Annotated in this window: 19 protein-coding genes; 8 read left to right on the top strand and 11 right to left on the bottom strand. The window is 69.2% G+C overall.

Features of this window, described 5'->3' with window-relative positions; all coding sequences use genetic code 11:
* Positions 1-62 precede the first annotated feature (62 nt).
* Entirely contained in the window at positions 63-452 is a 390-nt protein-coding gene (locus tag F614_RS0112380; RefSeq protein WP_018878288.1) for a RidA family protein, read from the top strand.
* Positions 424-2,538: an ATP-dependent DNA helicase RecG gene (gene recG, locus F614_RS0112375; protein WP_255349508.1), complete on the top strand. Its 2,115-nt coding sequence runs from the start codon at positions 424-426 to the stop codon at positions 2,536-2,538. The genes F614_RS0112380 and recG overlap by 29 nt, the downstream gene beginning before the upstream one ends.
* Positions 2,539-2,727: 189 nt before the next feature.
* Here recG and F614_RS0112370 read toward each other — a convergent pair whose 3' ends face one another.
* From F614_RS0112370 to F614_RS0112360, 3 genes are all read right to left on the bottom strand, one after another.
* Positions 2,728-3,270: a DJ-1 family glyoxalase III gene (locus F614_RS0112370; RefSeq protein WP_019558985.1), complete on the bottom strand. Its 543-nt coding sequence runs from the start codon at positions 3,268-3,270 to the stop codon at positions 2,728-2,730.
* Between the two features lie 31 nt (positions 3,271-3,301).
* Complete coding sequence (locus F614_RS0112365) at positions 3,302-4,579, bottom strand: S41 family peptidase (RefSeq protein WP_018867159.1); 1,278 nt, start codon at positions 4,577-4,579, stop codon at positions 3,302-3,304.
* Between the two features lie 120 nt (positions 4,580-4,699).
* Positions 4,700-5,881: a murein hydrolase activator EnvC gene (locus tag F614_RS0112360; RefSeq protein ID WP_019558984.1), complete on the bottom strand. Its 1,182-nt coding sequence runs from the start codon at positions 5,879-5,881 to the stop codon at positions 4,700-4,702.
* Positions 5,882-5,954: 73 nt separating this feature from the next.
* On the opposite strand from F614_RS0112360, the gene F614_RS0112355 reads away from it, so the two are divergent.
* The 6 genes from F614_RS0112355 (at position 5,955) to F614_RS0112330 (ending at position 9,405) form a co-directional block, all read left to right on the top strand.
* Positions 5,955-6,290, top strand: a complete 336-nt coding sequence (locus tag F614_RS0112355; RefSeq protein ID WP_018867157.1) for a helix-turn-helix transcriptional regulator — start codon at positions 5,955-5,957, stop codon at positions 6,288-6,290.
* 28 nt (positions 6,291-6,318) lie between these two features.
* Positions 6,319-6,747, top strand: a complete 429-nt coding sequence (locus F614_RS0112350; protein WP_018867156.1) for a rhodanese-like domain-containing protein — start codon at positions 6,319-6,321, stop codon at positions 6,745-6,747.
* Positions 6,747-7,037 (top strand): glutaredoxin 3, encoded by a 291-nt coding sequence (gene grxC, locus F614_RS0112345; protein WP_018881631.1) that lies wholly within the window; start codon positions 6,747-6,749, stop codon positions 7,035-7,037. The genes F614_RS0112350 and grxC overlap by 1 nt, the downstream gene beginning before the upstream one ends.
* Before the next feature lie 106 nt (positions 7,038-7,143).
* On the top strand, positions 7,144-7,668 hold the full coding sequence (gene secB / locus F614_RS0112340) for a protein-export chaperone SecB (protein ID WP_018867154.1): 525 nt from the start codon (positions 7,144-7,146) through the stop codon (positions 7,666-7,668).
* A 66-nt stretch (positions 7,669-7,734) separates the two neighbouring features.
* A complete protein-coding gene (locus F614_RS0112335) occupies positions 7,735-8,727 on the top strand; it encodes an NAD(P)H-dependent glycerol-3-phosphate dehydrogenase (protein ID WP_019558983.1) in 993 nt (330 codons plus the stop codon).
* 99 nt (positions 8,728-8,826) lie between these two features.
* Positions 8,827-9,405 carry a hypothetical protein gene (locus F614_RS0112330; protein ID WP_018867152.1) on the top strand — a complete coding sequence of 193 codons (579 nt, stop codon included), beginning with the start codon at positions 8,827-8,829 and terminating at the stop codon, positions 9,403-9,405.
* A gap of 23 nt (positions 9,406-9,428) precedes the next feature.
* On the opposite strand, the gene F614_RS0112325 is transcribed toward F614_RS0112330, so the two are convergent.
* The 8 genes from F614_RS0112325 to rluD form a co-directional block, all read right to left on the bottom strand.
* The gene (locus F614_RS0112325; protein WP_018867151.1) at positions 9,429-9,713 is read right to left on the bottom strand and encodes a hypothetical protein; all 285 of its coding nucleotides are present in this window, start codon (positions 9,711-9,713) and stop codon (positions 9,429-9,431) included.
* 306 nt (positions 9,714-10,019) lie between these two features.
* The gene (locus tag F614_RS0112320) at positions 10,020-11,675 is read right to left on the bottom strand and encodes a BCCT family transporter (protein ID WP_019558982.1); all 1,656 of its coding nucleotides are present in this window, start codon (positions 11,673-11,675) and stop codon (positions 10,020-10,022) included.
* A gap of 57 nt (positions 11,676-11,732) precedes the next feature.
* The gene (locus tag F614_RS0112315; protein WP_018880143.1) at positions 11,733-12,884 is read right to left on the bottom strand and encodes a putative zinc-binding metallopeptidase; all 1,152 of its coding nucleotides are present in this window, start codon (positions 12,882-12,884) and stop codon (positions 11,733-11,735) included.
* A gap of 106 nt (positions 12,885-12,990) precedes the next feature.
* Entirely contained in the window at positions 12,991-14,301 is a 1,311-nt protein-coding gene (locus F614_RS0112310; protein WP_018882748.1) for a triacylglycerol lipase, read from the bottom strand.
* A gap of 69 nt (positions 14,302-14,370) precedes the next feature.
* Entirely contained in the window at positions 14,371-14,736 is a 366-nt protein-coding gene (locus F614_RS0112305) for a 5-carboxymethyl-2-hydroxymuconate Delta-isomerase (RefSeq protein WP_017940398.1), read from the bottom strand.
* Between the two features lie 130 nt (positions 14,737-14,866).
* A complete protein-coding gene (clpB, locus tag F614_RS0112300) occupies positions 14,867-17,449 on the bottom strand; it encodes an ATP-dependent chaperone ClpB (protein WP_018875859.1) in 2,583 nt (860 codons plus the stop codon).
* A 190-nt stretch (positions 17,450-17,639) separates the two neighbouring features.
* Positions 17,640-18,422, bottom strand: a complete 783-nt coding sequence (gene pgeF, locus F614_RS0112295) for a peptidoglycan editing factor PgeF (RefSeq protein WP_019558981.1) — start codon at positions 18,420-18,422, stop codon at positions 17,640-17,642.
* Positions 18,415-19,374, bottom strand: a complete 960-nt coding sequence (gene rluD, locus F614_RS0112290) for a 23S rRNA pseudouridine(1911/1915/1917) synthase RluD (RefSeq protein ID WP_019558980.1) — start codon at positions 19,372-19,374, stop codon at positions 18,415-18,417. Before rluD ends, pgeF begins: the two co-directional genes overlap by 8 nt.
* Between the last annotated feature and the right edge of the window lie 63 nt (positions 19,375-19,437).

Here is a 19,437-nt window from a genome sequence, read left to right as displayed (position 1 = left end):
GCGTCCGGATCAGTAGAATGGCGCCATCCGCGACAATCTATCCGGCCGAACAAGGAGCCCGCATGTCCCGCGAGATCATCCAGACCGATAACGCCCCGGCCGCCATTGGCCCCTATTCCCAGGCCGTGCGCGCCGGCGACACCCTGTACCTGTCGGGCCAGATCCCGCTGGATCCGGCCACCATGGAACTGGTGAGCGGCGGCATCGAGGACCAGATCCGCCAGGTATTCGCCAATCTCCAGGCCGTCCTGGAGGCCGCGGGCGCGAGCACCGCGGACATCGCCAAGCTGAACATCTTCCTGACCGACCTGACCCACTTCCCGCTGGTCAACGAAATCATGGGCGAGGTCTTCGGCGAGCCCTACCCGGCACGCGCCGCGATCGGCGTGGCCGCCCTGCCCAAGGGCGCCCAGGTGGAGATGGATGCCATCGCCTGGTGCCCGCGCGGCTGAGCACCCGACGCGAGCCCCTGCGGTGGACCTGCAGGCCCCGCTGACCACCCTGAAGGGTGTCGGCCCGGCGGTGGCCGAGCGCCTGGAACGCCTGGGCCTGACACAGGCCGGGGACCTGCTGTTCCACCTGCCCCTGCGCTTCGAGGACCGCACCCGGCTGACCCCAATTGCCGCGCTGCGCCCGGGCCTGGCCGCGCTGTTCGAGGGCCGCGTCACCCATGCCGAGGTGGTGCACCGCCGCCGGCGCATGCTGGTGGTCACCCTGGCCGACGACCAGGCACAGATCCTGCTGCGCTTCTTCCACTTCGGCGCCAACCAGCAACGGCGCCTGGCCCCCGGCACGCGCATCCGCGCCTTCGGCGAGCCGCGCGGCCTGCCCGGGGCGCTGGAATGCGTGCATCCGGAGCTCCAGACCGTGGGGGATACCCCGCCCGCGCTGGAATCGCACCTGACCCCGATCTACCCGACCACCGAGGGCATCTCGCAGAAGCTGCTGCGCCAGCTGGTGACGCACGCCCTGCCGGGCATGCAGGCCCTGCCCGATCTGCTGCCGGAGCTGTCCCGCCAGGGCCTGCCCGGGCTGCACGCCGCGCTGGAACAGCTGCACCATCCCCCGGCGCGAGCCGATGCCCTGGGCGAACTGGATACCGCGGAGAACCGCAGCCCGGCGCGCACCCGCCTGGCGCTGGAGGAGCTGTGCGCCCACCAGCTCGCACGCATGCAGCAAAGCCGGACCCCACAGGACGCGCGCGGCGCCCCGGTCATCCAGCCGCCCGGGGCGCTGTGGCAGCAACTGCGCGAACAGCTTCCGTTCGCGCCGACCGGCGCGCAGGAACGCGTGACCGCCGAGATCTTCGCCGACCTGGCGCGACCGCAACCGATGAACCGGCTGGTGCAGGGGGATGTGGGCTCGGGCAAGACCCTGGTGGCAGTCGCGGCCGCACTGGCCGCGGTGGAGGCCGGCTTCCAGGTCGCCTTCATGGCCCCCACGGAGCTGCTGGCGCGCCAGCACGGGCGCAACCTCGCCCAGTGGCTGGAACCGCTGGGGATTGCGATCGCCTGGCTGGGCGGACGCCAGACCGCGAGCGAACGCGGCCAGCTGCTCGCCGAGCTGGCCGCGGGCCAGCGGCAGGTCGCCATCGGGACCCACGCCCTGTTCCAGGAGGAGGTCCGCTTTCACCACCTGGGGCTTGCGATCATCGACGAGCAGCACCGCTTCGGCGTCCACCAGCGCATGGCCCTGGGCGACAAGGGCAACGGGTACATGCCGCACCAGCTGATCATGACCGCCACGCCCATCCCGCGCACCCTGGCCATGGCCCTGTATGCGGAACTCGCCAGTTCGGTGATCGACGAGCGCCCGCCCGGGCGCACGCCGGTACGCACCGCGCTGATCAGCCACGAGCGCCGCGACGAGGTCATCGAGCGCATCCGCGCCGCCTGCGGCTCCGGCACCCAGGCCTACTGGGTCTGCCCGCTGGTGGAGGAGTCGGAACAACTGGAGGCGGAATCCGCCGAGACCACCGCCGAACGCCTGCGCGAGGCGCTGCCGGAACTGACCATCGGCCTGGCCCACGGACGCATGAAGGGCCCCGAGCGCGACGCGGTGATGGAGCGCTTTCGCGCGGGGGCAATCGACCTGCTGGTCGCCACCACGGTCATCGAGGTCGGCGTGGACGTACCCAACGCGAGCCTGATGATCATCGAGAACGCCGAGCGCATGGGGCTCTCGCAGCTGCACCAGCTGCGCGGCCGGGTCGGGCGCGGCAATACCGCCTCCGCCTGCGTACTGCTCTACCGCCCGCCACTGGGCGAGACCGCGCGCGAGCGCCTGGAGGCGATGCGCCGCACCGACGACGGCTTCGAGATCGCCGAGGTGGACCTGAAACTGCGGGGGCCGGGAGAACTGCTGGGCACGCGCCAGACCGGCGATCGCAGCTTCCGCGTCGCCGACTGGACCCGCGACCAGGACCTGCTGGACGAGGCCACCACACTGGCCGCACGAATCGAGAACGACCCAGCCCGCGCCGGCGCCCTGATCGAACGCTGGCTGGGCAGCGCCACCCGCTACGCCACTGTGGGGTAACCGAAAGGCGATCGCACTACGCAGGCACCAAGGGAAAAAGCGTCAACAGGAAGACGGGAAGGTTTGAAGGGGTTCAGGGCATTGCGATTACCACCGCATCATTCAACAAGAATTTCTTCCTGTCTTCCCACCTTCCTGTAAATCGCTCTTGACCTTTCTTGTGCCTTGGCGCGCCTCGGGGTAGAGGATTCAGGGGCGCAGCAACGGGCCCTCGACGTCGTCGCGGGCGTCGCGGCCGGCGAGCTGCTCGATCAGGGTCAGGGCGAAGTCCATCGCGGCGCCCGGGCCGCGGCCGGTGATCAGGCGGCCATCCACTTCCACCGGGGCGCCGGTGGACGGGATGCCGGCATCGTCCAGCGCGCCGGTGAAGGCCGTCACGCGCCGGCCTTCCAGCAGGCCGGCCTCGGCCAGCGCCTTGGGTCCGGCGCAAACCGCCGCCAGGTAGCCGTCGCGCTCGGCCTGCGCCCGCAGGAGCCCCTGCACCCGGGCATCGTCGCGAAGGTGATTGGCCCCCGGCAGGCCACCCGGCAGGACGATCAGGTCAAAGGCCGCATCCAGCACCTGGTCCAGGGTGGTATCCGGCTGGATGACCGTCCCCCGCGAGCAGGTCACCGGCCCGGGCTCCAGCCCGGCCACGGTGACCTCGAATTGCGCGCGGCGCAGCAGGTCGATGATGGTGACTGCCTCCAGTTCCTCGGCCCCGGCAGCCAGGGGCACCAGTACGTTCGGCATCGGTTCTCCGTCGATCGCGACCCCGCCGCGCTCAGCGGCGGTTGTAGAAGTTCAGGCCCTTCAGCAGGTTCAGCGCCTCGCTCAGGCCGTAGTCGCGCTCGGCCAGGGCCTCGCCATTGTCCTCGTCATCCGCGTCCACCGACTCCGGCAGACCGTCCCGGCCCATGCGGGCGCCGCCGTTCTCGCTGTCACTGCGCTGCACCACCAGTTGCTGCAGGCGGATGTCCGGCTCGATGCCGTCCTCGTTAATCGCGCGACCCTCGGGCGTGAAGTAGCGCGCGGTGGTCAGCTTGATCCCGGTGTTCTGGGTCAGCGGCAGGATGGTCTGTACCGAGCCCTTGCCGAAGGTGTTCTGGCCCATGACGACGGCCCGCTTGTGGTCCTGAAGCGCGCCCGCCACGATCTCCGAAGCCGAGGCCGAACCGCGATTGACAAGCACCACCATCGGCGCGCCCTTGAGCACGTCGCCCGGCGAGGCCTGGTAACGGAACTGCGAGTCCTCCAGACGGCCCTCGGTGTAGACGATGAGGCCGTCCTCGAGGAACGCGTCCGAGACTCCCACGGCCCCGTTCAGGATGCCGCCCGGGTTGTTGCGCAGGTCCAGCACCAGACCCTTCAGCTCGCCCTGCTCCTGCAGGTCCTCGACCGCCCGCACGAGATCGCGCGCGGTGCGCTGCTGGAAGTTGCTGATGCGCACATAGCCAAATCCGTCCTCCAGGATCTCGGAGCGCACGCTCTGCACCTGGATCACATCCCGGGTGATGGTGATCTCCATCGGCCGGTCCTCGCCATCGCGCAGCACGGTCAGGGTGATATCCGACCCTTTCTCGCCGCGCATCTTGGCGACCGCGTCGGACAGCGACATGCCCTTCACCGACTCGCCGTCCAGGCGAATGATCAGATCACCGGCCTCGATCCCGGCACGGCTGGCGGGGGTGTCGTCGATCGGCGCGATGACCTTGACGAACCCGTCTTCCATGCCCACCTCGATCCCCAGGCCACCGAACTCACCGGAGGTGCCGACCTGCATGTCCTCGAAGTCCTGTTCGTCCAGGTAGGCCGAGTGCTGGTCCAGACCGGACAGCATCCCCTGGATCGCGTTGTCCAGCAGGTCCTTGTCGTCGACCTCGGTGACGTAATTGCGCTTGATGCGCATGTACACGTCGGTGAAGCGCTGCAGATCCTCCACCGGCAGGGCGGATTGCGCGCCATTGTCGCGGTCGGCGTAGACGGCCACCGAGACACTCAGCATGACCCCGACGACCAGTCCGACGATCAGGGCGTATCCGGTGCGACAAGACTTGCTCATTACCTTTCCTCGTTACGTGAGGTGATCAGTGTGAGGATGGTAGCACCGGCAATGTGATGGGCGCCTGAATGCAGGCGCTCCATCCGCCTTTTGCCGGACCCCGGTCTCACTTCTCTCTGTCTACTGAGAGGGCCACCAGCCCTCGGGGTTCAATGGTCCGCCGTTATGCCGGATCTCGAAGTAGAGTCCGGGCGCGATCGCCTCGCTACCCGCGCCGGCCACGGCCAGCTGCTCGCCAGCGCCCACCGTTGCGCCTTCTGCCACCAGGATCTCCTCCACATTGGAGTACAGCGTCAGGTAGCGCTCGCCGTGATCCACGATCACCAGGAACCCGTAGCCCTGCATCCAGTCGGCGTAGACCACCTGCCCGTAGTGCACCGCACGCACCGCCGCGCCGTTCTCGACCTCCAGCACCGTGCCGCGCCAGCGCGAGCGCAGGCGACTGCCACGGGAATCATTGAAGCTGCGGATTACCCGGCCGTCGGCCGGCCGCGGGAGTTCGCCCTGCAGCTCGGCGAAGGCCACGTCGGGTTGCGCGGGGGCGGAGTCCCCGGGGGCCTCGGCGCGCGCCGCGCTGCGCGCCTCGACCTCCTCGATCACCGCCTCCAGGGTCTCCGCGTTGCGCTGCAGGCGTTCCAGCTCCAGTGCCTCGTCCTCGATGGCCGCCTCCAGTTCCGCCATGGCCTGGCGCTGGCGCGCCTCCTCGCGTTCCAGATCCGCGACCGCGGCGCGCGCCTGTTCCTCCTGTTCCGCCAGGACCGCACGTTCCCGCGCCAGGGCCTCGCGCTCCGCCTCCAGCCCCTCGATCCGGTCACGCAACGACTCCAGCGCCTGCTCCCGGGCCTCGCGGATACGCACGGCGAACGCCACATGGTGGCGATCGCCCCCTCCCTGCCCGTTCAGGCGCCCGACGTGGCGTTCGCGCTGCCACTGGTCGCGCACCAGCCGGGCCGCCGCGCGGCGTTCCGTCTCCAGGTGCTCCCGGGCCTCTTCCACCCGCGCCTCCTGGTCGGCGACGACCGCCTCCTGGCGCGAACGCTCCTGCGCCAGCTCGCGCAACTCGCGGCGCGAGTCCTCGGTCCCGCGCGCGGCATCCGCCAGCAGGGCCTCCAGTTCCTGCAAGGCCGCGTAGCGCTCCTCCTGGGTGCGTTCCAGGTCCTGGATCGCCTCGCGGGTCTCGCGCAGTTCGGCCTCGGGTTCCAGCGCCAGGGCCCCCGGGGCCAGCAGCAGACCGGCCAGTACCGCGCACCAGAACGGGGCACGGAGGCCATATGGATGACTCAGGATTGCGCAGATTCGCATATCGGGGTACGTTTAGGTTCTTATATTCTGACCCGGTTGCGAGGATTTCCCTCGCTCGCAAGAGAGGTATGCCGTGAGCCACGAAACGGTTGAAGACGATCTGTCCGTCGAAGACGGCCTGATGTCCCAGGACGAGGATATCGAACGGGCCTCGCGCTCGCTCAAGGCCATGTCCCACCCGCTGCGCCTGAAGATCCTCTGCATTCTCGGCGATCGCGAAATCAGCGTACAGGAAATCGTCGACCAGGTCGGGACCTCGCAGAGCAACATTTCGCAGCACCTGGGCATCCTGCGCGACAAGGGCATCCTCGCCACGCGCAAGGATGCCAACCGGGTCTACTACCGCGTGGGGGACTCCCGGACCCTGCGCCTGATCGGTATGATGCAGGACGTTTTCTGCAGTTCCTGACAATCACCCCTCCGATCCGGTCTCCCGAATGCTTGAACGCCTGCCCGAATTTCTCGCCAATCACCCGATCCTGACCGGCGCCCTGCTGGCGGTGATCGGGATGATCCTGTTCGTCGAACTCCGACGCCTGAACCGCAAGTACCGCTCCCTGTCGCCGGCCGAGGCGGTGCGCGTGATCAACCAGGACGACGCCCTGGTGCTGGACGTACGCGAGGACAGCGAGGTCGCGGCCGGCCGCATCGGAGGCGCCAAGCACATCCCGCTGGGCAGCCTGAAAAAGCGCATGGGCGACATCGAGAAGTACAAGGACAAGCCCGTGGTGGTCTACTGCCGCAGCGGCAACCGTTCCGCCAGCGCCGCGCAGCAGCTAACAGCGGCCGGGTTCGAGGACGTGGTCAACCTGCAGGGCGGCATCCAGGCCTGGCAATCGGCCAACATGCCCATCAAGAAGAAGTAATGCAGTTCGAGGTCTACTCCAGCGGGCGCTGCCCGTTCTGCCTGCTGGCCCGGCGCCTGCTCAACCAGCGTGGCTATCCGTTCGCGGAATACGCCGTCGACCGCGAACCGGGCCTGCGTGCCGAGATGGAGCAACGCGCCGACGGCCGCACCTCGGTCCCGCAGATCTTCCTCGGCGAGACCCACATCGGCGGCTTCGACGAACTGCAGGCGATGGACAGCAGTGGCGAGCTGGCGCGCCTGGCCGCCGCGGCAGGGGTCGAGCCGACAGCCGCCGGCAGTCCCGGATAACCGGCAGCGCCCGCACCACCGGGCAGCGCTTCCGGCCACCGCACCCGCAAGGCGCGCGCACCCCCTTACAATGCCCCGATTCAAGACGACTGCGAGATAGAACACCATGGCTGAAGAGAACTCCCCCAACAGCGGCAACGGCGCGGCCCAGGGCGAACAGAACGACCGCCCCGATTTCTCCATTCAGAAGGTCTTCATCAAGGACCTCTCGTTCGAGGCGCCGGACTCCCCCGAGGTGTTCATGCGCGAGTGGAAGGGCGAGACCAACATCCAGCTGAACACCAACGCACGCCCGATCGACGAGGCCGCCGGGGCCTTCGAAGTGGAACTGGGCCTGACCGTGACCACCGAGTCCGACGGCAAGACCGCCTACCTGGTGGAGATCAAGCAGGCGGGCGTCTTCATCGTGCGCAACTTCCCCGAGGACCAGCGCAATCACCTGCTGGGCGCCTACTGCCCCAACGTGCTGTTCCCGTTCGCCCGCGAAACCGTCGCCGACCTGGTCCTGAAGGGCGGCTTCCCGCAGCTGCTGCTGCAGCCGGTGAATTTCGAGTCGCTGTACGCCCAGCACCTCCAGGAGCAGAAGCAGCAGGCCGGCGGCGAGCAGACCGCGCCCAGCCAGCAGGCCTGACGCCAGGCCCCCGAAGGACCTGGCGTACCGACGCGAGCGCGTACATGAAGCATGGGGTTTCCTAGGATGCGCATCGCGGTCCTCGGCGGCGGCTGCTGGGGCACGGCGCTGGCCCTGCATGCGGCGCGGCTGCATGCCGACGTGGCCCTGTGGGTACGCGGCGATGACACCGCCGCGCGCCTGCAGGCCGAGCGCGAGAATGCCCGCTACCTCCCCGGCCACCGCTTCCCGGACAACCTCCGCGTCAGCGCCGACCCCGCGATCGTCGACGGCCGCGATCTGGTCCTGATCGCCGTCCCCTCCGGCGCCTTCCGCGCGACCCTGCGCTGGCTGGCCCCGCGGGTGGCGCGCGGACAGGTGGTGGCCTGGGCCACCAAGGGCCTGGAGACCGCCACCGGCGCCTGGCTGCACGAGATCGCCGAGCAGGAACTGGGTCCGGAACACCCGCCCGCCCTGATCTCGGGCCCCTCCTTCGCCGCCGAGGTCGCGCAGGAGCAACCGACCGCGCTGTCCGTGGCCTCCACCGACGAAGGCCATATGGATCGCCTGGTGGAGGCGCTGCACGGGCGTTCCCTGCGTCTGTACCGCAACACCGACGTCATCGGCGTGGAGCTCGGCGGGGCCCTGAAGAACGTGCTGGCGGTGGCCACGGGCATCGCCGATGGCGCCGGGTTCGGCGCCAATGCCCGCGCCGCCCTGATGACCCGGGGGCTGGCCGAGATCCAGCGCTTCGGCGCCGCGGTGGGCGCCCGCCCTGCCACCCTTACCGGCCTCTCCGGGCTGGGTGACATGATCCTCACCTGCACCGACAACCAGTCGCGCAACCGCCGCCTGGGGCGGATGCTGGGCGAGGGGGTGGACCTCGAGACCGCCCGCGCACGGGTCGGCCAGTCGGTGGAGGGCGTGGAGACGGCCCGGGTCGCCGTGGTGCGGGCCGAGGCACTGGAGGTGGAGATGCCGATCTGCGCCGAGGTACACGCCGTGCTCTACCAGGGCCGCCCGGTGCGCGACACCGTGCGCCGCCTGCTGGAACGCGACCCCACGCGCGAAGAGGGCTGACGCAGCGCCGGTAAAACCCTCGCGCGGCACCCGCACAATCGCCCCGCGCCCCGGGTTGCGGCTACCGTGGCGCTACACGTGAACGCAACGGAGGCAGGGATGAGCAAGGCCTGGAAGGAACTGGACCTGGAGGGCGGCGGCCTGCAGTCCATCAATGCCAAGCTCGCCAGCGAGATGCGCACCCGGCCCGCGGCCTACGCCGCGTGGGTCCTGTTCCCGCTGGGCCTGCACCGCTTCTACCTGCGCGAACCGCTGGGCGGCGCCGGCTTCCTGGCGCTCACCGCGATCACCCTGGCCCTGGCCTTTTTCGTACCCGCCCTCTGGTGGCTGCTACCCTTGGGCGCCGGTGTGCTGTGGGCGCTGGTGGACCTGTGGTGGATCGACCGCCGGGTCACCGACTACAACAAGGAACTGCGCAAGCAGGTCTTCCTGCGCAAGGGACACAAGCCGCCGCAGGACTACCGCGGCCGCTACACCAGCGACGAGGATGCCCGCCGCGAACTGCAGGAGTATCAGCGCATCAAGGACGCCGAAAAGCCGGGCCAGTCCGGCCAGGCCGGCGCCAGCGACCGTGACCGCGACGTGGGCGGCAAGCGGCGCATGCCCAGCTTCAACGAGCAGGAAGCCATGCTGCGCCAGATGCGCAAGGACCGGGGCGAAGGCGGCGACAACGGCTGACGCCGGCGCGCCGCCAGCCCGGATCAGTTGTCGCCGGGGCGCCACACGCCGCTGGCTTCCTGCGGCGGCGGCGCGGCCTGCTTGCGACTCTCCACGTCCACGAACACCGACTCGGTGAACTGCGACAGCTGCTTCAGGTATTCCTTGCGCTCGTTCACCGACTCCGGCATCTGCGCGACCATGAACCCGGTAATGGCGCTCAGGTACTGGACGGCCACGATGGGCTGTTGCGCCTTCGGATCCACCTCGGTCAGAACCTCCTGGACCTTCTGGATCAGCTCGCCGGACAACTGCAGGGTATCGCTCATGGGGCTTCTCTCGCGGTTCGGTTGACGATGGGCGCACAGGCTACGGCAAGCCCCGCCCACCCGAAAGTGGGCGCAGGATGCGCGGGCCTTTCCTGCGGCTCACCACCAAGCGCCCGAAAAACCAAAGAGCATTCACAGGAAGAAGGGAAGCTCGGAAGGATCTATTTGGATTTAGGTGCATTGGATGCATAGCCCTGAACACCCACCGCGAAGCGCAAGGGGTTTCCAACCATTCATTCTTCCTGTCTTCCCAACTTCCTGTTAATCGCTCTTTACGGTTTTTGCCGTGATGGAAGACCGGGGCCGTCAGGGAACCCGGCGGTCGTCCTCGTCGCGGGCCTCGGGGGCGTCGTCGTCCACGTCGAAGTCCTCGTGGACGCGGTCCGGCGGGATCGTCCACGGCTCGCTGGGCGCGACCGTGTGCTCGCCCGGACGCGGCGCGTAGCGCTCGTCCTCCAGACCGCGCATCAGCCCGACCACCATCATCAGCATCACCAGCGAGAACGGCAGCGCCGCCAGGATGACCGCGTTCTGCAGGACCTCCAGCCCGCCGGCCAGCAGCAGGACCCCGGTCACCAGCCCGATCATCGCCCCCCACAGGATCAGGTGGATCGCCCGGTGCTCGGTGGATCCATGGGCCAGCAGGGTATTGATGACCACGATCCCGGCATTGGCGGAGGTCAGCAGGTAGGTCGCAATCAGGATCGTGATCAGAATCGCCCCCGTCTTCGCAATCAGCCAGGGCTCCAGGGTCTCCATGGTGGCGAAGGTCGCCATGGTCAGGTCCTCGGACACGCGCTCGGCGATATTGGCGATGCCCTCGACCTCGGCATGCAAAGCGGTGCCACCCAGCAGCGCGAGCCAGAAGAAGGTGATCAGGGTCGGCACCAGCAGTACGCCCATCACGAACTCGCGCAGCGTGCGGCCGCGCGAGATGCGCGCGATGAACAGCCCGACGAACGGCGCCCAGGCCAGCCACCAGCCCCAGTAGAAGACCGTCCAGTCGGCATGCCACTCGTCCATATGGTGGGCGTGGGTGTACAGCGAGAGCCCCAGCAGGTTCTGCAGGTAGCTGCCGCTGGACTGCACGACCAGGGCCAGCAGGTACTGGGTCGGCCCCGCCACCAGCAGCAGCCCCAGCAGCGCGACACTGAGCCAGAGGTTGGCCTGGCTGACCCGCTGCACCCCGGCCTGCATCCCGGTCACCACGGACACGATCGCAATCACGGTCAGCAGCGCGGTCAGCATCAGTAGTCCGCGGTCCCCCTCCAGGGAGATCCCAACGGTGTGCGCGAGTCCGGACTCCAGTTGCTGGATCCCCAGGCCCAGCGTCGTCGCGATCCCGAAGACGGTGGCGATGATCGCCAACAGGTCGACCAGGTCCCCCGGCCAGGTGTGACTGTACTTGCCGATCAGCGGGTGCAGGGCCGAGCGCAGGGCCAGCGGCTGGCCCTTTCGGAACCCGAAGTAGGCCAGGATCAGGGCCAGCAGGGCGAACACGCCCCAGGCATTCAGACCCCAGTGGAAATAGGTCAGGACCATGGACATGTCCGCGGCCGCGGCCCGGTCGCCATTCTCGATCAGGAACGGGTTCCCGCCGTAGTGCGACAGCGGCTCGGCCACCGCCCAGAACAACAGCCCCACGCCCATGCCCGCGGCGAACAGCATCGACAGCCACGACAGGGTGGTGAACTCGGGAACCTCGTCGTCACGCCCCAGGCGCACGTTCTTGTAGCGCCCGACCCCGAGCCAGACCACCATCACCAGGAAGAAGGCCATGACGACCACGTAGTACCACTCCAGAAGCGGCGTCACGAAGGTACGCGCATCGCCCACCACCGCACCCAGCTGCTCGGTGCGATACACCCCCAGCAGGGCGATGATGACCACCAGGATCAGCGCCAGCGGCGCGACGCGCGGATTCAGCCCCTTGAATGGGCCACGGGTGGCAACGTTGTACATCGGGCGTCCTTTCGCATGAGTGGCGGGCGCGCCGGACCGCGCGCCCCCGGCGTGCGCTCAGGTACCGGTGGCACCCGCCAGCGCGGCACGACAATCCGTGCGGAAATCCTGAATGACCTGATGCACGAACGCCAGCTTGGCGATGGCGGCGGCCGTCAACACGAAGGGATAGACATGCGGATGCCCCATACTGCGGTTGAGGCTGTTGAGGGCGCTGACCAGTGGCAGCCAGTGTTCCATCAGTCCATCGAAATCGGCCGCGGCATAGGCGTCGAAGGCCGGTGCATCGCCCTGCGCACCCAGCCGTGCTGACGGGCCGGCACCGGGCACGATATCCATGTTGTAGGCGGACGCGGTATCCAGGGTATCCACGATGTGCAGGTAGTGGGCCCAGGTCTCGGCCCAATCCTCCCAGGGATGCGAACTGGCGTAGGCGGAGACGAACGAGGCCTGCCATTCGGCGGGCGGCCCGTCGGCATAATGGCGGCGCAGGGCTTCGTCATAGTCCGCGCGCTCGTCGCCGAAGCGCTCGCGGAAGGCGGCGTGCCAGGGGGTATCGCGGATCAGGCGGTCCCAGTAGTAGTGGGCGGACTCGTGGCGGAAATGGCCGAGGATCGTGCGATAGGGTTCGGCCATCGCCTCGCGCATGCGCTCGCGAACCGCCGGGTCGGCCTCGGCGATATTCAGGGTAATGAGCCCGTTCGCATGGCCGGTGACCACGCCACCGCCCTCGCGGAACTCGGGGGCCGTATCGGCCAGGAAGTCGAATGCGATCCCCTTGGGATCATCACGTCGCGGCACCACCGGCAGGCCCAGACGCAACAACCCGTAGACCAGGCGCCGCTTCTCCGTCTCCAGGCGCTCCCACAGACGTGCATTGCCGGGGACACTCAGGTCGGGGATGGTCCGGTTCAGGCGGCAGGCCCGGCAGAACGGGTCGGCGTCGCCGTGCGGCACCATCCAGTTGCAGACCGCGTCCACCGCATAGTGGCGACACTGGCGGTACAGTGCCCCGTCCGGCTCGTCCGCCACCCGCCACAATCCGCCAGGCACCGGGTGCCCGCGGGCATCCGTGGCCTCTCCCGCCGGCGCCAGGGCAGACACCTCCAGACGATCCGGGAGAAACCCCAGCCGGTGGCCACAGCGTGTGCAGTAGGTGTTATCGAAATACACCCCCTGCCCACAGAACTCGCACTCGAACAACTGCATCGCGTTCCCCGTTAAACCGCCGCCCGCTCGAAGTGCGGCCGGGTGGCCCCAGACTACGCCGATCCCGCTGCCCCGTCGCGGTGCAGAGGCCGCCGCGGCGCAGCCATTACCGATCCTCCACCCGGGACAGGAGTTCCTCGACCCGCTCCAGCGCCAGCGGATGCGACAGGATGCCGGCATGCGTGGTCGCCACGCCGAAGACCGAGGCCGCCTCGCGCTGGGCCGGCGGGTGCAGCATGCTGGCCAGCGTCACCACCCCGTCCGCGGTCGCGCGCGCACCCCCTTCGCCGCGCTGGTAGCCGAACACCAGATGCAACTCGCCTGCCCCCGCGCCCGGATGCGGGAACAGGCCTTCCAGGTAGTCGCTGCCCGGGGCCATGTCGCGCCAGACCGGGATCACGACCGGCGAGCGATCCACCCCCTGCTGCGCCCGCTCGTGCCCGGCCCAGGGCGTGGACAGGGTGATCATAACCGGCACCGGTGCCGCCGCCTCGCGCCGAGCTCGCTCGTTCAGGAACCCCCGCGCCACCAGCCCGCCCATGCTGTGCGCCACCACCGGTAGCGACTCGACCCCGTGACGCACTTCCAGCTCCTCCACCACCTGTGCCAGGTGCGCGGCCGCCGACTGCAGTGGCAACCCGGAGGCGTAGTAGTAGAACCACGGCTGATAACGCTCGCGGTCCAGAACCTCCAGCAGCCCGGCAAAGTCCCGCGGCGAGCCGTTCATCCCGTGCACGAACAGCACCGGCGTCCGCGTCGGGTCATGGGGCTCGAGGAAGTACACCCCCGCGTAACCGTCCATCACGAAGTCCAGGGGTCGCCACTGGCTGCCGCGGGCCACCTCGGACGCAAAACGCGGGTCGTCCAGGTGGGTTATCGCGCCGAAGGCGGTCACCCGTCCCAGGCTCAGCGGAAGGTCGCTGGCGCCCTCGGCACCCACCAGGCCGCGTGTGGCCGGCAGCGCAACCGGGTGGGCCAGGCGATGGTCCCCGTTCACGCGGATCTCGATCCCGGTCAGCCGCCCGCCGGGGCCACAGTCCAGCGGATCGCCGCCGGCCACATACTGCACCGGGGCACCGGCGGGATGGGCCCGGTCACCCTCCTCGTCGCGGAAGGCCAGCACACGATAGCGACCCGGCTCCAGCCCGAAGAACCAGCTCCCGCCCTGGGCGCTGACCACATGGTCCACCGGCTCGGGCACCCCGGCGCCACCGACCGACTCGCGGAATACCGCCACGATATAGGGCCCCGTCCGACCCGCCTCGGACGCCGTCGCGTCCGGTCCCACCGTGCCGCTGATCACACAGGCCCCGCCCATGCGCGCGAGCTGTTCGCGCGCATCCAGCAGCGAACACCCCGCCAGCACGAACCCCAGCGCCAGGACCGCAACCACCCGTACCACCGCCATCACGAACATCCCGTTCCGTCTTTCCTCCCCCCGAGTGTAGCGGTCCGGAACGCCCGGCTCGCCACGCACACCGGCATTTCAATCCGGGCGGTCCCGGTCTCCGTCCTGCGGATCGTGCCGCGCGTAGCTCGCCGCCTCCATCTCGGTCACCTCGACGGTGATTACCGCCTCCCCGATCCGGTCCTGCAGGGCCCGCAGGACGGCCTCGCTCAGCGCCTGGCGCTGCGCCAGCGAACGGCCGGACTTGAGACGCACCTCGACATGCACGAAAGGCCGCACCTCGCCCCCGACCCGATACTGCGACACCGGGTGGGCGCGGACCTTGATATGCGACGCCGGGAACAGCCCCGAAGCGCAGGCCGCCGCGTGCAGGGCGTCCAGCCAGGCAGCCACCTCCGGCCCCGCAGCCAGGTCCTGTGAATATTCGACCCGCAAATGCGGCATGCCCACCCCCCTCGGCGCGCGCGGCGCGCGTCCCGTTGCGCCAGGCCCGCGATTGTGTCGCAGCGCGGACCCGGCATGAAAAAGGCCCGCACCGGGCGGGCCTTGTCGATGTCGCAGGATACCGGACGGATCAGGCCGCGGCCGCCGCCCGGGTGAAGGCCAGCTGCTCGCCGGCCATGTCCACCTCGATGGTATCTCCGGGGCCGAACTCGCCGGCCAGAAGCGACTGCGCCAGCGGGTTCTCCAGCTGGGTCTGGATCGCCCGCTTGAGCGGGCGCGCCCCGTAGACCGGGTCGAAGCCCGCGGCCCCCAGGTGATCCAGCGCGGCGTCGGTGATGGTCAGGCCCAGGTCGCGCTCTTCCAGCCGCTTGCGCAGGTACTGCAGCTGGATATCGGCGATCGCGCGGATCTGTTCGCGCTCCAGCGGATGGAACACCACCACGTCGTCCACACGGTTGATGAACTCGGGACGGAAGTGCTGCCCGACGATCTCCATCACCGCGCCCTTCATCGCCGCGTAGTTCTCCTCGCCGGCCATCTCCTGGATCTGCTGCGAGCCCAGGTTGGAGGTCATCACGATCACCGTATTGCGGAAGTCCACGGTGCGGCCATGCCCGTCGGTCAGGCGGCCGTCATCCAGCACCTGCAGCAGCACGTTGAAGACATCCGGGTGCGCCTTCTCGACCTCGTCGAGCAGGATCACGGAGTACGGCTTGCGGCGCACGGCCTCGGTCAGGTAGCCGCCCTCCTCGTAGCCGACGTAGCCCGGGGGCGCCCCGATCAGCCGCGCCACGGAGTGCTTCTCCATGAACTCGGACATGTCGATGCGCACCATCGCCTCTTCGGTGTCGAACAGGAACCCGGCCAGCGCCTTGGTCAGCTCGGTCTTGCCCACGCCGGTCGGGCCAAGGAACAGGAACGAGCCGTTCGGGCGGTTCGGGTCGGACAGGCCCGCCCGCGAGCGGCGGATAGCGTTGGCCACCGCGCGCACCGCCTCGGACTGACCAACCACGCGGTCACCAATGGCCTCTTCCATGCGCAGCAGCTTGTCCTTCTCGCCCTCCAGCATCTTGGAGACCGGGATGCCGGTCCAGCGCGAGACGACCTCGGCGATCTCCTCGTCGGTGACCTTGTTGCGCAGCAGCTGGGTCTCCTGGCTCTCCATCTCGTGAGCCATGGCGAGGGACTTCTCCAGGTCCGGGATACGCCCGTACTGCAGTTCGGACATACGCGACAGATCCCCGGCGCGGCGGGCCGTCTCCAGCTCGGTACGGGCGCGCTCGAGCTCTTCCTTCAACTGGGCCGCCCCGGAGACCGAGGCCTTCTCGGACTTCCACACCTCTTCCAGGTCGGAGTACTCGCGCTCCAGGCGTTCGATCTCCTCCTCCAGCGTGCCCAGGCGCTTCTTCGAGGCGTCGTCGGACTCCTTCTTCAGGGCCTCGCGCTCGATCTTCAGTTGGATCAGGCGCCGCTCCAGCCGGTCCATGGACTCGGGCTTGGAGTCGATCTCCATGCGGATGCGCGAGCTGGCCTCGTCGATCAGGTCAATCGCCTTGTCCGGCAGCTGCCGGTCGGTGATGTAGCGCTGCGACAGCTGTGCGGCGGCGACGATCGCCGGGTCGGTGATCTCGATCCCGTGATGGACCTCGTAGCGCTCCTTCAGCCCGCGCAGGATGGCGATGGTGTCTTCCTGCGTGGGCTCGTCCACCAGCACCTTCTGGAAGCGGCGCTCCAGCGCGGCGTCCTTCTCGATGTTCTGGCGGTATTCGTCCAGCGTGGTCGCGCCGATGCAGTGCAGCTCGCCGCGCGCCAGGGCCGGCTTGAGCATGTTGCCGGCGTCCATCGCGCCCTCGGCCTTGCCCGCGCCCACCAGGGTGTGGATCTCGTCGATGAACAGGATCACGCGACCCTCTTCCTGCGAGAGCTCCTTGAGCACAGACTTCAGGCGCTCCTCGAAATCGCCGCGGTACTTGGCCCCGGCCAGCAGCGCCCCCAGGTCCAGCGCCAGCACGCGCTTGTCCTTGAGCCCCTCCGGCACCTCGCCGTTGACGATACGCTGGGCCAGGCCCTCGACGATCGCGGTCTTGCCCACACCCGGCTCGCCGATCAGCACCGGGTTGTTCTTGGTGCGCCGCTGCAGCACCTGGACCGAGCGGCGGATCTCCTCGTCACGGCCGATCACCGGGTCCAGCTTGCCCTGCTCGGCGCGCTCGGTGAGGTCGATGGTGTACTTGTCCAGGGCCTGGCGGTTCTCCTCGGCGTTCGGGTCGTCCACCTGGGCCCCGCCGCGCATGTCCTCCACGGCCTTCTCCAGGGAGTCCTTGTTGGCGCCAGCGTTGCGCAGCATCTCGCCGACACCGGCCTTCTCGTCGATCGCCGCGAGCAGGAACAGCTCGCTGGGGATGTACTGGTCCTTGCGCTCCTGGGCGAGCTTGTCGCAGACGTTCAGCATGCGCCCCAGGTCATTGGAGACATGCACCTCGCCCGCGGCGCCTTCCACCTTCGGCAGGCGGTCCAGCGCCTCGCCCAAAGCGGAGCGCAACTGGCGCACGTTGGCACCGGCGCGGTCGAGCACATGACGGATCGTGCCCCCCTCCTGGTCCAGCAAGGCCAGCAGCAGGTGGGACGGCTCGATGAACTGATGGTCGCGGCCAACCGCGAGCGACTGTGCGTCCGCGATGGCGGACTGGAATTTGGTGGTCAGGCGATCCATTCGCATTGGGAAACCCCTCGGTCGAATCTTGTTGAACTGACACCAACGTTGGGGACAATCCCCCCGGCTTCAAGGATAGACGCGCGGAAACCGCTGCGCGGGGCCAGAGCCGAGGCTCGCCGCGAAACCAGCGTCGGGGTGCATCCAGCGACTGCCACGGCCCCTGGCAGGGCCTCGCAGTGACAGGTGGCTATCGCGCGGGGTCGGGGGCGAACCACACGAGCGTGCCCATGCGGCCGGTCGCTCCGTCGCGACGATAGGAATAGAAGGTCTCCGCCTCGGTGAAGGTGCAGCGGCCCCCGCCGGCGACCTGCGCCACACCGGCCCGCTGCAGCCGCTGGCGCGCCAGCCGGTAGAGATCCGCCAGCAGGCGCCCCCCGGCACCGGGCCGAAACGCGGCATCGGCCTCCGGATCCTGCGCCCGAAAGGCCTCGCGCACCTCGGGCCCGACCTCGAAGGCGACGGGTCCGATGGCAGCCCCCATCCAAGCCTGGATTGGCACACCTGGCCGCAGGCCATTCAGCGCCGTGATCGTGGCCTCCAGCACCCCATCGGCCAGCCCACGCCAACCGGCGTGGGCCACCCCGACCGCCGCGCCGTCCACTGTCGCCAGCACCACGGGCAGACAATCGGCGGTCTGCACGGCGCAGATCGCCCCCGGCCGGTCGCTGACCACCGCATCGGCCTCGGGCGTATCGCCCGCCTTCAACGCCGCCTGCAGGGCATCGGCGGTGATCACGGTCGTCCCATGGACCTGGCGCGGCCAGGCGATGGGCGCGGCGCACCCCAGGGACTGTTCCAGTCGGCGCCGGTTTTCCGCCACGTGATCCGGGGCATCGCCAGTATGCAGGGCCAGATTCAGCGCGGCCCAGGGCCCGGTACTGACGCCACCCGTCCGGGTCGTCTGCAGCGCGTGCACCCCGGCCGGGAGTTCCCCGGGCCCGGGTTTCAACAGCGGCAGGGCCTCAGACATCCCCGTCCTCCCGGGCATCGGCGCGCAGGGCCGCGAGCAGGGCCTCGAAATCCTCCGGCAGCGGGGCCTCGAAGGCGCAGGGCTCGCCCGTCTCCGGATGCTCGAACTCCAGGCGGGCCGCATGCAGGGCCTGGCGCTTGAAGGCCGCGACCGTCGCCTTCGCCGCGTCGCCCATGCCCTTCACCGGGCGCGGACGGCCGCCGTAGGTCAGATCCCCCACGATCGGGTGGCGGATATGTGCCATATGCACACGGATCTGGTGCGTGCGCCCGGTCTCCAGACGTACGTTCAGCAGGGTGTGCGCGGGAAAGCGCTCCGCCACACGGTAATGCGTGACTGCGGGCTTGCCGGCCGCGGTCACGGCCTGGCGCTTGCGATCAACCGGATGACGCCCGATCGGCTCGTCGATGGTGGCCCCGCTGATCACTCGGCCCTGGACCAGGGCGCGGTACTCGCGGTGTACGCTGCGCGCCTGCAATTGGCGCACCAGGGCGGTCTGGGCCTCGGGCGTACGCGCGACCACCATCAGGCCGGTGGTGTCCTTGTCCAGGCGGTGGACCACCCCGGCGCGCGGCAGCTGCGCCAGCTCCGGGGCGTGGTGCAGCAGGGCATTGACCAGCGTGCCGTCGCGATGCCCGGCCGCCGGGTGGGCCACCAGCCCGGCGGGCTTGTTGACCACCAGCACCGCGGCGTCCTCGTAGACGATGTCCAGCGCAATGGCCTCGGGCCGGGCCTCCAGCACCGGCGCCTCGGGCGCCGTCAGCTCGACCCGCTCGCCCCCGCGCACCGGCGTGCGCGGGCGGGGCGAGCCACCATCCACCCGCAGCGCGCCCTCCTTCAGCCACTGGGTCAGCTGGCTGCGCGAGTACTCCGGGAACAGCCGCGCCAGCGCGGCATCCAGGCGCTGTCCCGCCGCTTCTTCCGGCAGACAGGCCTCCCGCGGTTCACTCATTGCGCGGCCTCCCGCTCGTCGCCACCGGGGCTTGATGTTGTAGAATCCCTGCACTTCGGTTCA

Source organism: Thioalkalivibrio sp. ALE12, assembly GCF_000381105.1.
In the GTDB taxonomy this organism is placed as follows: Bacteria; Pseudomonadota; Gammaproteobacteria; order Ectothiorhodospirales; family Ectothiorhodospiraceae; genus Thioalkalivibrio.
Note: the sequence above shows the minus strand (reverse complement) of the source record. Positions and strands in the feature narration are given on the sequence as shown.

Coding starts and splice junctions, on each gene's coding strand:
- F614_RS0112335 (WP_019558983.1), top strand. CDS start 7,735: ATGCGCATCGCGGTCCTCGGCGGCGGCTGCTGGGGCACGGCGCTGGCC.
- F614_RS0112350 (WP_018867156.1), top strand. CDS start 6,319: ATGCTTGAACGCCTGCCCGAATTTCTCGCCAATCACCCGATCCTGACC.
- clpB (WP_018875859.1), bottom strand. CDS start 17,449: ATGGATCGCCTGACCACCAAATTCCAGTCCGCCATCGCGGACGCACAG.
- F614_RS0112315 (WP_018880143.1), bottom strand. CDS start 12,884: ATGCAGTTGTTCGAGTGCGAGTTCTGTGGGCAGGGGGTGTATTTCGAT.
- F614_RS0112305 (WP_017940398.1), bottom strand. CDS start 14,736: ATGCCGCATTTGCGGGTCGAATATTCACAGGACCTGGCTGCGGGGCCG.
- secB (WP_018867154.1), top strand. CDS start 7,144: ATGGCTGAAGAGAACTCCCCCAACAGCGGCAACGGCGCGGCCCAGGGC.
- F614_RS0112325 (WP_018867151.1), bottom strand. CDS start 9,713: ATGAGCGATACCCTGCAGTTGTCCGGCGAGCTGATCCAGAAGGTCCAG.
- F614_RS0112310 (WP_018882748.1), bottom strand. CDS start 14,301: ATGTTCGTGATGGCGGTGGTACGGGTGGTTGCGGTCCTGGCGCTGGGG.
- recG (WP_255349508.1), top strand. CDS start 424: ATGCCATCGCCTGGTGCCCGCGCGGCTGAGCACCCGACGCGAGCCCCT.
- F614_RS0112360 (WP_019558984.1), bottom strand. CDS start 5,881: ATGCGAATCTGCGCAATCCTGAGTCATCCATATGGCCTCCGTGCCCCG.
- grxC (WP_018881631.1), top strand. CDS start 6,747: ATGCAGTTCGAGGTCTACTCCAGCGGGCGCTGCCCGTTCTGCCTGCTG.
- F614_RS0112330 (WP_018867152.1), top strand. CDS start 8,827: ATGAGCAAGGCCTGGAAGGAACTGGACCTGGAGGGCGGCGGCCTGCAG.
- F614_RS0112320 (WP_019558982.1), bottom strand. CDS start 11,675: ATGTACAACGTTGCCACCCGTGGCCCATTCAAGGGGCTGAATCCGCGC.
- pgeF (WP_019558981.1), bottom strand. CDS start 18,422: ATGTCTGAGGCCCTGCCGCTGTTGAAACCCGGGCCCGGGGAACTCCCG.
- F614_RS0112380 (WP_018878288.1), top strand. CDS start 63: ATGTCCCGCGAGATCATCCAGACCGATAACGCCCCGGCCGCCATTGGC.
- F614_RS0112370 (WP_019558985.1), bottom strand. CDS start 3,270: ATGCCGAACGTACTGGTGCCCCTGGCTGCCGGGGCCGAGGAACTGGAG.
- rluD (WP_019558980.1), bottom strand. CDS start 19,374: ATGAGTGAACCGCGGGAGGCCTGTCTGCCGGAAGAAGCGGCGGGACAG.
- F614_RS0112365 (WP_018867159.1), bottom strand. CDS start 4,579: ATGAGCAAGTCTTGTCGCACCGGATACGCCCTGATCGTCGGACTGGTC.